General features: G+C 43.0%; 11 protein-coding genes and 1 other RNA gene. 8 read left to right on the top strand and 4 right to left on the bottom strand.

The annotated features are described in order from the left end of the window. Positions 1-3: 3 nt before the first annotated feature. On the bottom strand, positions 4-1,272 hold the full coding sequence (locus F935_RS11115) for an exonuclease SbcCD subunit D (RefSeq protein ID WP_016139025.1): 1,269 nt from the start codon (positions 1,270-1,272) through the stop codon (positions 4-6). A gap of 164 nt (positions 1,273-1,436) precedes the next feature. Between F935_RS11115 and F935_RS11110 the strand changes: the two genes are divergently transcribed. Next, on the top strand, positions 1,437-1,910 hold the full coding sequence (locus tag F935_RS11110) for an OsmC family protein (RefSeq protein WP_016139024.1): 474 nt from the start codon (positions 1,437-1,439) through the stop codon (positions 1,908-1,910). A 75-nt stretch (positions 1,911-1,985) separates the two neighbouring features. Here F935_RS11110 and F935_RS11105 read toward each other — a convergent pair whose 3' ends face one another. Next, positions 1,986-2,363 carry a VOC family protein gene (locus F935_RS11105; RefSeq protein ID WP_016139023.1) on the bottom strand — a complete coding sequence of 126 codons (378 nt, stop codon included), beginning with the start codon at positions 2,361-2,363 and terminating at the stop codon, positions 1,986-1,988. 379 nt (positions 2,364-2,742) lie between these two features. Between F935_RS11105 and F935_RS11100 the strand changes: the two genes are divergently transcribed. Further along, the gene (locus F935_RS11100) at positions 2,743-3,195 is read left to right on the top strand and encodes an ABZJ_00895 family protein (protein WP_016139022.1); all 453 of its coding nucleotides are present in this window, start codon (positions 2,743-2,745) and stop codon (positions 3,193-3,195) included. An 83-nt stretch (positions 3,196-3,278) separates the two neighbouring features. Beyond that, positions 3,279-4,184, top strand: a complete 906-nt coding sequence (locus F935_RS11095; RefSeq protein ID WP_016139021.1) for a TIGR01777 family oxidoreductase — start codon at positions 3,279-3,281, stop codon at positions 4,182-4,184. On the opposite strand, the gene F935_RS11090 is transcribed toward F935_RS11095, so the two are convergent. Beyond that, positions 4,176-5,291 (bottom strand): NAD(P)/FAD-dependent oxidoreductase, encoded by a 1,116-nt coding sequence (locus F935_RS11090; RefSeq protein ID WP_016139020.1) that lies wholly within the window; start codon positions 5,289-5,291, stop codon positions 4,176-4,178. The two genes, F935_RS11095 and F935_RS11090, sit on opposite strands and share 9 nt — an antisense overlap. A 25-nt stretch (positions 5,292-5,316) precedes the next feature. Next, on the bottom strand, positions 5,317-6,330 hold the full coding sequence (gene hemB / locus F935_RS11085) for a porphobilinogen synthase (RefSeq protein WP_016139019.1): 1,014 nt from the start codon (positions 6,328-6,330) through the stop codon (positions 5,317-5,319). A gap of 142 nt (positions 6,331-6,472) precedes the next feature. Here hemB and F935_RS11080 point away from each other — a divergent pair, with 142 nt between their 5' ends. From F935_RS11080 to ssrA, 5 genes are all read left to right on the top strand, one after another. Continuing rightward, positions 6,473-6,970, top strand: a complete 498-nt coding sequence (locus F935_RS11080; protein WP_016139018.1) for a thioesterase family protein — start codon at positions 6,473-6,475, stop codon at positions 6,968-6,970. 267 nt (positions 6,971-7,237) lie between these two features. Continuing rightward, entirely contained in the window at positions 7,238-8,389 is a 1,152-nt protein-coding gene (locus tag F935_RS11075; protein ID WP_016139017.1) for an EmrA/EmrK family multidrug efflux transporter periplasmic adaptor subunit, read from the top strand. A gap of 6 nt (positions 8,390-8,395) precedes the next feature. Further along, positions 8,396-9,922, top strand: a complete 1,527-nt coding sequence (locus F935_RS11070; RefSeq protein WP_016139016.1) for a DHA2 family efflux MFS transporter permease subunit — start codon at positions 8,396-8,398, stop codon at positions 9,920-9,922. Positions 9,923-10,225: 303 nt separating this feature from the next. Beyond that, positions 10,226-12,208, top strand: coding sequence for a gamma-glutamyltransferase (gene ggt, locus F935_RS11065; protein WP_035366521.1), 1,983 nt, complete (start codon positions 10,226-10,228; stop codon positions 12,206-12,208). Positions 12,209-12,368: 160 nt separating this feature from the next. Beyond that, positions 12,369-12,727: a transfer-messenger RNA gene (ssrA, locus tag F935_RS18490) on the top strand. Positions 12,728-12,825 lie beyond the last annotated feature (98 nt).

Genomic DNA, 12,825 nt, shown 5'->3' with positions numbered 1-12,825 from the left:
TCCTTAAGGGGTTGCATCATTTTCAAGATTTTTTTGTGCTTCTTGTACCAGACTCAGAAAATCTTTTAAGACCGCATCATCGGCGCTGTAACCTTGTTTTTCCCAAATATTTTGAAAGAGTTTTTCTGGTGTTGGTGGTTCAAGAGCGATTTGCTGAGTAGTATTTGAATCGGTAGCGTCTTTATTCACATATTGACGTGAAATACGCACTAAACGATAGCGGTTAGGCGGTAAGGCTGCTTCAAACTGCTGACGTAAATTGGGTTGTGGCGGCGTTAAACTATAATATTCAATATCGACATATTCACGGTGGTCAATATTTTCAATCACGCCGTGAGGTAAGGCTTTGAGTTGTTGCAGCACTTCGTTTAATTCACCACGAATGCGGTGCAATTGTATGCAACGTGGAATTTTTACAGCTTCAAATTGCAAACGGTTGTCAGTGTCTTGAGAAGGTCCGATTTTGACCTCCACCACTTGGTGCTTATAGTTAATTTCACTAAAAGACAGTGGAATAGGCGAGCCACTATAACGAATGTGCGGCTGACCCACTTTTTGTGGTTTATGCAGATGCCCTAAAGCGACATAGTCGACAGCATCTTCAAATAAAGTGGTTGAAAGCGCTTCTTCATTACCAATAATAATTGGACGTTCAGAGTCAGATGTTTCCCCACCTTGCATGTGGGCATGCGACATTAAAATCAGGGCTTGGTCTGGTGTTTTACGACGTTTGGCTTCTGCAATCAGTTGCTGGTGCAAATAGGCAATCGCATTTTTGCTGTTGGTGGTATGTTCATTAAAACCCGTAATTTCGGCCGAACGTAAAAAAGGCAGGGCAAGACACCACGCTACAATCTCTTGATTTTGATTATAAATAGGTAAAAGTAGTCGATCGAGATCTAGGGTTTTATCTTCATTCCAGCGAACCACGCCCACGGTTTTTGCATTGTATTTTTCTAAGAGTGGTTCGACCTGTTCAATACGGTAACCTGAGTCATGGTTACCCGCAATCATGAGCGTTTGCATGTGTGGGGCAAGGCGATGGGCATCTGCTAAAAATTGGTAGAGTTGTTTTTGTGCTTGGGAACCCGGGTTAATGACATCAAAAATATCGCCGGCAATAAGCAGAGCATGCGGTTGTTTTTCTTGAATTTGAGTGAGCAACCAGCTTAAAAATTGTTGGTGTTCGTAGTGGCGTGAATGATTATAAAAAAACTGCCCCAAATGCCAGTCAGAAGTATGTAGAAAATGTACGGACATAGAAACAGACATCAAGCCAAAATAAACACAGATACGTTAGCATAAATTGGCAGGAGATTTTATCAAGACATTTTAAAGTGCTCGTTATTTAAGCCTAAGTTGAAACTTAAATTAAATTTTTCACTTTAAACTTTGCTTTGTTACTATCAATGCAAACCATGAACTTTGAGAACAAAATGACCATTCATGAATACGAAGTAAAAATACAGTGGGAAGGGAATACAGGAACAGGCACTTCTTCTTATCGTTCATATAAAAGAGATTTTAGTATTCAGCATCCGCAAAAGGCCACGATTCAAGGTTCATCAGACCCCGCTTATTTGGGTGATGTGACTAGATGGAACCCAGAGGATTTATTGGTTGCATCAGCTTCAGCTTGTCATAAGCTTTGGTATTTGCACCTATGTGCAGTCAACCATATTCATGTTGTGAGTTATATCGACCATGCACTTGGCTTTATGGAAGATGCAGATCCAGTTAAACGTGGTCACTTTACCCAAATTATTTTAAGGCCCGAAGTTGTTTTAGAAAAAGGTGCTGACCAAGAACTTGCTGCAAAATTACATGAAGAAGCGCATCATGAATGTATGATTGCCAATTCGGTGAATTTCCCAATTACATGTGAAGCCAGCTTTAGTTTTGCTGAATAATCAATATGAAATAGCCACCGATAAAAAGGCGGTGGCTATACATTAACAAATAAATAGAGCCGTTAAATAAAATCTTTAAGCTGCATTTTCATCGACTTGAAAAATACCAAAAACGTTGTGGTCTAAATCGACAAAGTAACCATGCCAAGCGCGACCGGGAATGGCGAATTTATCCATCGCAACGATGCCACCTTGCGCTAAAATTTTTGTCGCAACTTCATCGAAATTCTCGACTTGAATTGAGCAGGTAAAGGCATTGGTGCCATATTCCATTGGCGGCGTTTGAGCAGGGCGTTTTAATAGTCCACCCATAATTGAGGGCGTTTCGATACGGTAATATTCAATCGGTAAGTTTGGATCTAATTTAAATTGCCAGCCAAACACAGCTTGATAAAACTGCGCATCGCGGGCAGGGGTTGAAGACTGGATTTCAAAATAGGCAATGTTGTTCATATTTTTTAAAACATATTTTTATGGTGTAAAAGTATACGCATGGCTTTCATGACCATGAAATAACGATTGTGTATGTTGAGCGTAAAATAAATGAAAGTGCCAGAAAATAAAAACCGACGATTCGAGTGATGAGAGAATCGTCGGTCAAAAACTTCATCAAGGGTTTCGGCTGCTAACAAAACCTAATCTGAAGGAAGAAAAGCGTCGTAATGAAAGGTCACCGAAACAATTTTGCGGATGCCGTGCAAAGGAAGTATTCGGTTGCTGCGACCTTATTACCCTATATAACGTCAAGAGATTCAGATTGGTTGACAGAAAAATGAAAAAAAATTGAAAAAAATTTATAATTATTTTTTAAACCCATAAATTAGGCAAAAATATGACCAAATTACGTTCTTACTTTCTCTGGTTTTTTGCTTTATGCATCGTACTCACCTTAGTTGTTGGTGTGGTTGCAGCACTATTACCAGCGAGTGTAGGCGGTATTTTAACAGCCGTTCCCTATTTAGGCGCAATGATTTTTGTCTTATTTAAATTTTTAAAGAAAGAACGCCGTGCTCCGACTGTACAAGAAAAAAAGAAATTTACTTTAGGTTTTACCCTGATTTTTTGGGGCTATAACTTGAGTGGCGTTTTATTTGGCCTGTTTTTATTTGCCAGAAAAGACCCTGAGATTTTGCAAAACTTTATGCTTTACCTCAAACAGCCTCAGTTCTTGAGCATTATGGTGATTATGCTTTTAATGTTAGCTATCCCGCTTTATTTAATTACCTACTGGTTTTATGGCAAACAGGCACAGCGAATGGCAAGCAAAATGTTTAATGTGCAATAGATCACTATATAAACAGCTACGATTAAATATAAATGGGTCTTATATAATTAAATAAAACTTGAGTCCTCAACTTAGGAGGAAATATGAATAAGAGTGTATTAATCACGGGTGCCAGTGGTTTTATCGGAACGCATTTAATTAAGTTCCTGCTGCAAAAAAATTATAACGTGATTGCTGTGACACGGCAGGCTGGAAAGAAATCTGACCATCCTGCCTTACAGTGGGTGCAAAAATTCGAAGATATTACGACACGTCAAATTGACTATGTGGTGAATTTGGCAGGTGCAAATATTGGCGAAAAACGCTGGACCGAGTCACGTAAAAAACAACTCATTGAAAGCCGTGTAAACGCGACCCGAAAATTGTATGCATGGCTCACGCAATCTGAAATTTTTCCAGAAGTGATTGTCTCTGGCTCCGCGATTGGCTATTACGGAATTGATAATCAAGAAAAGTGGGCAGAGGTGTGCACAGAACAAAGCTCACCACAACCTATTTTTATGTCTCAACTTTGCCAAGAGTGGGAGCGAGCAGCTTTAACAGATACTCAGCAAAATACTAAAATTATTCGCTTAGGTGTGGTCTTTGGGCAGGGCGGTGGCATCTTGCCTAAAATGTTGCTTCCGATTCGACTCAATTTAGTTGGTCAAATTGGTCACGGTCGTCAGCCGATAGTTTGGGTACACATTAAAGATGTATTAAAGGCAATCGAGTTTATATTTAAGCATCCTCAATCTGCCCAAATTCACAATGTCGTGGCGCCAGAAAGTGTGACTCAAAAGGTATTTGTTGAACAAGCTGCTGCGGTACTCAATAAGAAACCACTATTGTCGGCGCCTAGCACGGTTTTTCGCTGTTTGTTGGGGGAACAGTCGCAATTGATCTTAAATGGTCAATACGTCAAATCCGCAGCCCTGCAAGCAGCAGGATTTGAGTTTGCTTATCCTCAGTTAAAAATGGCTTTAGAGAATATATTGGCGTCAGGCTAAGATTTTATTTTGCAAACGCTCTGGGGAATATGCTTTGGCATCAACTAAGGTCGGTTGACCCAGCATAAGTTGACGGAGCAATTGTGCAGAGCCTGCACCCATACATAAGCCATTTCTAAAATGACCAAAGTTTGCCCATAGGTTATCCATTTCAGGCATTTTGCCAATGTAGGGAACACCATTTGGTGAACTTGGTCTGAGTCCCGCCCAGCGCTGTACGATTGGGAAATCGGCCAGTTCAGGCACCATTTCTAAACATGCTTCTAAAATATTGTGCTGAGTGGTTTCATCAGTAGAAGTGTCAAAACCACGATGTGCCATGCTAGACCCACATACGATATGACCGTCCATACGAGGAATCAAATACATGACTCGATTCATACACATGGTCGGTAGCCAGTGAGCAGGGGTTTTAAACAACAGCATTTGACCTTGCACAGGTTCGACTGGAATTTCGAGTTGTAATTGTGAGTTCCAGTAATGACTCCAAGCCCCCGAAGTTATTACAAAATGATCTGCTGTGTGTTTGCGACCATCTTCAGTTTGTACGGCTTGTATGGCATCACCCTGTTGAATCAGTTTTTTAACAGCGGAGTGCTCAAAAAACTCAACTTTTGGATGTTGTTTTAAATAGCTAATGAGGGACTGTAATACACGCGGGTTGCGGATATTAGACAGTTCGGGGAAATAAATCGCTTCTTGAAACTGATCGGAAATATGTGGGTTAACTTGTTCTAGCGCATCTCGCTGTAAATATTCACAGCGTTGCATAGGTTCTTGATGTTGCTCGGCGTAGGAAAGTCCGACGTCAAAATCTTCTTCATCAAAAATGAGCATGCCTGTGTCATGAATTTCAAAATCAATGCCTGTAACAGAGGAGAGTTTTTGGTTCCATGCTTGATAAGAGGCTTTGCCAAATTGAGCAAGTTGGTTCACTGCATGCACATAGCGCCACGGGTACATCGGAGAAAGAATGCCTCCGCCAGCCCAAGAGGCTGCTTGTCCCGCTTGTTGTTGATCAAAAATGCTGACAGTACAGCCTTGTTCAACCAACTCCAGCGCAGACATTAATCCACTTATGCCCGCGCCAATGATTGCAATATGCATGCAGTGTTATCCTTTCTCTGCGAACTTAGTTCATTTCCTTGAGTTTTTCGGCTGCGGTTTCTGCAAAGTAAGTCCAGATCCCGTCTGCACCAGCACGGCGGCAGCACATGAGTGATTCTAAAATGACTGAGTCTGATAACCAGCCATTTTGAATTGCACCGGCTAACATCGCATATTCGCCACTCACTTGATAAATGAATGTTGGAACACCAAAGGTATCTTTCACTTCACGTACCACATCTAGATATGGCATGCCGGGTTTTACAATCACCATGTCGGCGCCTTCTTGAATATCAAGCGCGATTTCATGTAACGCTTCGGCACGGTTGGCAAAGTCCATCTGGTAGTTATATTTATTACCACCTTTTAGGTTGGATGCAGAGCCAACAGCGTCGCGGAATGGGCCATAGAAGCTAGACGCATATTTCGCAGAGTAGGCCATGATGTTGGTGTAGATGTGACCATTGGCTTCTAAAGCCTGACGAATCGCGCCAATACGGCCATCCATCATGTCACTTGGTGCAATCACTTCGGCACCTGCTTCTGCGTGACTTAACGCTTGTTTAATCAAGCATTCGACAGTCTCGTCATTCAGCACATAGCCAGTTTCATCAATAATGCCGTCTTGACCATGCGTGGTGTAAGGGTCGAGGGCACCATCAGTGATTAACACCATTTCTGGTAATTCTTTTTTAAGCAAACGGCAGGTGGTTTGTACTAGACCATTTTCATGCCATGCAGCTTCTGCGGTGAGGCTTTTATCTTCTTGAGGGGTGACTGGAAAAAGAGCCAGTTTTGATACGCCCAATTCCAGAAGTCTTTCAGCTTTTTTCAGTAATAAATCTGCTGACAAACGCTGAATGTTTGGCATACTTGGAATATCTTGGGTCTGATTTTGTCCCGGTAATACAAATACTGGATAAATCAAGTGATTGGTAGTGAGCTGTGTTTCGCTGACCATCGCACGCAACTGGTCATTTTTACGGATACGGCGCATGCGAGTGGCTGGAAATGCAGGACGATTGAACGTATAAGTCATAACAATCTCGATGTTCGGTATTACACTAGGAGAGGTTGGCGGATATTCCATTACTGTCAACCGACTGCTGTATTGTAGCCCCATAATGTTGGATTTGTACAAAATTATGGGTGTTTATCATGCTTTTAAATTTAGGCAATGTATGAGTGATGAAAAGAAAAATTGGACTGGGAACATTCATTTAGGCACCAAAACTGACCTAAACGTGGTTCTCAACCAGTTATGTAAAGCGTTTAATAGCTGCCCTTTTTTTAAGCATAGTGGAATGATTATGCGTGTGGTAGACGGCCACATTGAAGGCTATGTTGAAATGCAACCGAATCTGATTGGTAATCTGGCTTTTCAGGTTTTACATGGCGGCGTTGCTGCAACTTTGCTCGATAGTATTGGCGGAATTGTGGCAATGGAACATCTATATCGTCGTTCGACACCTGAAACCTTGCCTGAAACAATTAAACAAGTAACGCGTTTGGCAACCGTCGACATGCGTGTAGATTATTTGGCGCCGGGGCGTGGTAAGTATTTTATTGCACGCGCTGAAGTGCTACGTTTAGGACGTAAGGGCTGTACCATGCGCATGACCATGGTCAATGATGAAGAGAAAGCCATTGCTGCGGGTATTGCTTCATATGCCTATTAAGCAATGAATTGAGACATTTAAAAGCGCCAAGTGCGCTTTTTTTAGTGTTTGAAAAGCTGAAATTTTCATAAAAACTTTGAGATAAACATTCATTTAATTAGAACGAACGCATGAGTTATAAATTTTTATTCTCATATTGTGAGGTTTTAGCGTTAAAATTAGCTCCTTTGACAATGCGATATGTCTTGTTTAGAGAAAAATAAAAACTCTATAGCAAGGTGTAGTGCGAGATTGATGGCAAAGCCAACTCATCTTTAGGAACATACCATGACTGATGCACAAAGCAATGTAGAAGAAACAGTGCCAACAACATCTGCCTCGGATGACAACAATCAAAACAAGCGCAAAAAATTTCTTGGTTTTTTTGCTCTGATTTTATTGATCGCCGCTATTTTATATGCAATCTGGGCATTATTTTTAAATCATTCCGTGAGTACGGATAATGCCTATGTCGGTGCAGAAACCGCGCAAATTACCTCAATGGTGAGCGGACAGGTCGCTCAGGTTGTTGTAAAAGATACCCAAACGGTACATCGTGGTGACGTGCTCGTTCGTATTGATGAACGTGATGCCAAAATTGCACTGGCTCAAGCTGAGGCAGAACTCGCCAAAGCAAAACGCCAATACAAACAAACTTCGGCAAACAGTAGCTCTTTAAACTCTCAAGTTGTAGTGCGTGCTGACGAAATTAACAGTGCCAAAGCACAAGTTGCTCAAGCTCAGGCTGACTACGACAAAGCTGGGTTAGAGCTCAACCGCCGTGCGCAACTTGCCGCGTCTGGTGCAGTGTCTAAAGAAGAACTCACTAAGGCACAAAGTGCAGTTGAAACAGCAAAAGCAGGGCTAGAGCTTGCAAAAGCAGGTTTAGCGCAAGCGTCTTCAAGCCGTAAAGCTGCCGAAAGCACGTTAGCTGCAAACGAAGCCTTAATTCAGGGTGTAAGCGAAGTTTCAACACCTGATGTACAAGTTGCACAGGCACATGTTGAACAAGCTCAGCTTGATTTAGAACGTACCGTGATTCGTGCGCCAGTCGATGGTGTGGTCACACGTCGTAATATTCAAGTTGGCCAACGTGTTGCACCGGGCACCAGCATGATGATGATTGTGCCGCTTAATGATTTATATGTAGATGCGAACTTTAAAGAAAGTCAGTTGAAAAAAGTCCGTCCGGGTCAAATCGTTACGCTTACTTCAGATTTATATGGCGACGATGTTGAATATCACGGCAAAGTGATGGGCTTCTCTGGTGGTACAGGCTCTGCCTTTGCCTTAATTCCGGCTCAAAATGCAACAGGTAACTGGATTAAAGTGGTTCAACGCTTACCAGTTCGTATTGCACTTGACCCGAAAGAACTTGCTGAACACCCACTGCGTGTTGGCTTGTCGATGGAAGCAAAAGTCGACTTATCTGCGAAGTAAACGCTTATGAAAACGCAAACACCTTTTGCCGAACTAAGCGGTGGCCGTTTATTACTGGCAGCGTTTGTTATTGCCTTGTCGAACTTTATGGTCGTGCTCGATACGACCATTGCCAACGTATCTGTACCGCACATTACCGGTAACCTTGCTGTTTCAAGCACACAAGGAACATGGGTTGTTACGTCGTATGCTGTTGCAGAAGCGATTTGTGTACCTTTAACAGGTTGGCTTGCAGGGCGCTTTGGTACCGTTCGGGTTTTTATTTTTGGCCTGATTGGTTTTACCATTTTTTCTTTCTTGTGCGGTCTAGCAAACTCGTTAGGCATGCTGGTGTTTTTCCGTATTGGACAAGGTCTATGCGGTGGCCCCCTCATGCCACTCAGCCAAACCTTGCTCATGCGTATTTTCCCTAAAGAAAAGCATGCACAAGCAATGGGCCTATGGGCAATGACGACCGTCGTTGGGCCAATTTTAGGACCAATTCTGGGTGGTCTGATTAGTGACAACTTATCTTGGCACTGGATTTTCTTTATTAACATACCAGTCGGCATTATTTGTGTTTTAGCAGCTATACGATTGCTTAAACCAGCCGAAACAGAAACGATTTCTTTAAGAATTGATACCGTTGGTTTAGGTCTGTTAATTTTGTGGATTGGCGCACTACAGCTCATGCTCGATTTAGGGCACGAACGTGACTGGTTTAATAGCACCAGCATTGTGTTGTTAGGCTTAACTGCCGCCATTGGCTTTGTGGTGTTCCTCATATGGGAGCTAACCGACAAACACCCCGTCGTGGATGTGAAAGTCTTTAGGCATAGGGGCTTTGCAGTTTCGGTACTGGCCTTATCACTTGGTTTTGGAGCGTTCTTTGGCAGTATTGTGCTGATCCCGCAGTGGCTGCAAATGAACCTTTCATATACCGCCACGTGGGCCGGCTATTTAACCGCAACCATGGGCTTTGGTAGTTTGACCATGTCACCGATTGTGGCAAAGCTTTCGACCAAACATGACCCACGAGCTCTGGCGAGTTTCGGTTTGATTTTGCTGGGTGCTGTGACCTTAATGCGAGCATTCTGGACCACAGATGCCGACTTTATGTCGCTGGCTTGGCCACAAATCCTGCAAGGTTTTGCTGTGCCGTTCTTCTTTATTCCACTGTCGAATATTGCACTCGGTTCGGTACACCAGCAAGAGATTGCATCTGCTGCGGGCCTTATGAACTTCTTGAGAACCATGGCAGGAGCGATAGGGGCGTCAATTGCAGTGACCGTGTGGGACGACCACGCCAAAGTTGCACGCAGTGAAATGGTATCAAATCTAAATACTGCCGAAGTTCAAAATAACCTTGCGCAAAATGGTTTTTCGGCTGACTCGACTTTAGGAATCATTTCAAACCTCGTTGATAAAGAAGCGATTACCATGTCAGCAAACCATGTGTTTTTGCTATTTGCAATGGTGTTTGTCTTTGCGGGGCTGGTCATTTGGCTGTGTCCGAAACCCAAAGGGGACGTCGGCGGAATGCCTTCTCACTAAAGATAAAAGCATCTCTTCGGAGGTGCTTTTTTTAGCTCTATTAAAAAATAAAGCGAGTCTATAAATGGTAGATTTTGCCTGTATTTCACTAAATAAAGCATGCCAGAATCGGGCAGATCAGATATAAAAGCGTGTGATATCAAGCAAGGAGGCTTAAGACAGGGCACAGGATAAAACGCCCTTAAACATTCAATATTATAAAACCTTATTTTTATCAAAGATTAAAAAAACTTAATACCTGAAAACAAAGAAGCTTGCATGGCAATTGCATGGATAGGCAAGCGTATATATTGGAGTTATCACGTGAATAAAAGATATTCATTTTTGTTCAGTAGTTTATTAGCAGTCGGTTTATTACAAGGATGTGGAGATGATTCTTCAGATCAGCCCAAGGATGATTCAAATACAACCCCGCCGAATTTAATTGTTGATAATGACCCCACCAGTTGTAGCAAATTGGCACAAGATGGTTCAAACGTGGTGGTCGGTTCAAACCAAAATGGTGATCCAGCAGCGCCTGAAGGTGCATCGGGTTATAGACTCGGTAACACGGTTAAATACGCAGATAAATATATGGTGGTGGCAAACACACCACTTGCGGTAAAAGCGGGCTGTGATGTTTTAAGAGCAGGTGGTAGCGCAGTCGATGCAGCCGTTGCGGTACAAGCGGTGCTGGGTTTAGTCGAGCCTCAATCGAGCACCATTGCGGGTAGTGGTTTTATGATGTATTACGATGCCAAAACCAAAAAAGTCACTGCCTATGATGGTCGTGAAACAGCACCAGCCGCAGCCAATGAATATTATTTAATTCGCCAAGATATATATGACCCAAATTCACCAGCACCTGTACCAAGTGCGCGGCGTAGTGGTCGCTCGATTGGTGTGCCGGGTGTGATGCGTTTGCTTGAACAAGCGCAACAGGAACATGGCAAGCTTAAGTGGAACCAGCTTTTTGGTGAAGCGATTGAGTTAGCTGATAACGGTTTCCGCATTCCGGGCCGCTTGGCAGACGCAATTTCAAGTAATGCAAACAGCTTAGCGCTTGATGCAAATGCAATGGCAACCTATTTCTACACTGATGGTTCACCTCGTAAAGTCGGTGAGACCATGACCAATAAAGCCTATGCAAAAACCCTAGAAGCACTTGCTACGCAAGGCGCAAATGCGTTGCACACAGGGCCAATTGCCCAAGCAATTGTGACAAAAGCAGGACAGACGTTAGGGGATGACCCAGCAAAAACTCCGATTACGCCAAGCTTAATGACCTTGCAGGATTTATCGAACTATCAAGTAAAAAAACGCGACCCAATTTGTACGACGTATCGTGACCGTTACTATGTTTGTACCATGCCGCCTCCATCTTCGGGAGGGATTGCGGTTGCGCAAACGCTGGGTATTTTAGAAAACTTTGATATGTCGCTTTATCCACCTAAAAACCCTGAAAATGAAGGTGGCGTACCGGATGTGATGGGCGTGCATTTAGTGTCTGAGGCAGAGCGCTTGGCCTACGCTGACCGTGATAAATATGTGGCTGATACTGACTTTATCGCTTTACCAGCACAGGGTATTGCAAGTTTTATTGATAAAAATTACCTGAAACAACGTGCAGCACTGATTAACCCGAACCAAAGTATGGGCGTTGCACCAGCGGGTAATTTCAACCCTGCTTCGGGAGTCGACACCACTGTTGAACACGGTACAACTCAGTTCACGATTGTAGATGCCTATGGCAATGTGGTTTCAATGACATCGACTGTTGAATCGAGCATGGGTTCATTCCACATGGTGGATGGTTTCTTGCTGTCGAACCAGTTAACTGACTTTAGCGCCAACCCGCTAGACAGCACTGGAGCGCTGGTTGCTAACCGTGTTGAAGGGGGCAAACGCCCACGCAGTACCATGGCGCCAACTTTAGTGTTTAAAGGCACTACGCCAGATGAGTTTTATATGGCAACAGGTTCACCAGGTGGCGGTACGATCATTCAATATGTGGTTAAAACTTTGGTGGGTGCGTTGGACTGGAACTTAAACGCACAGCAGGCCACTTCGCTTGTTAACTTTGGTACAACCAATAGCAAAAACACCAATGTAGATAGCTCGAATGTGCAGCTTTCTTTGCTTGATTTGATTGAAGGTTTAAAAGCAAAAGGGCATGGCGTTGCCAACACTGCGCAAACCAGCGGTATTTCAACGATTATGAAAGTAAATATTAATAATCAGAGTAAATACGCAGGTGGGGTAGACCCACGCCGTGAAGGTATTGTGTTAGGCAATGGTGCTTTATAGACCCAACTTTAAAAAAAGCTGTCATTTTTGGCAGCTTTTTTATGTGGCCCTTGAAAAAAACAAAAGACACTCAATTATGTAAATATGTTCATCAGTAGCAGACTGTTGATAAAATGCACAGTATTTTATTTTAGTTATGCTATGATGCTCAGACATTCATGGGGATGTTATTGGCTTCGACGCTGGTGATGAAACTCATAGATGCATGCCGAGAGCGCATTTTCTCTCGTAAATCAAATTTGCATATTTTAGTCGCAAACGACGAAACTTACGCTCTAGCTGCCTAAGGGCAGTTTGTCCGCTTCCTAGAATACTTGTGGTTTAGGAACCCGACCGTAGCGCACGCACACAAGTCCGTATAGAGTCAAGCCTCGGGGCTTTATACCAAACTTAGAGGATCGCACCTTGTACCCTGTTCGTCGGGTCACTTGGTGTTAAAACAATAGACGATATCTAAGCATGTAGTATTCTCGAGCGTAATGCTGGCGGACGCGGGTTCAACTCCCGCCATCTCCACCAAATACTAAAATTTATATAACTCAGTATGACGTTATATAAGACTAAAAGCCTTAACTATCAGTAGTTAGGGCTTTTTTTATACTTGTATATACCGTTAT

Origin of the sequence: Acinetobacter calcoaceticus ANC 3811 (assembly GCF_000399665.1) — a bacterium.
GTDB lineage: Bacteria > Pseudomonadota > Gammaproteobacteria > Pseudomonadales > Moraxellaceae > Acinetobacter > Acinetobacter calcoaceticus_B.
Note: the sequence above shows the minus strand (reverse complement) of the source record. Positions and strands in the feature narration are given on the sequence as shown.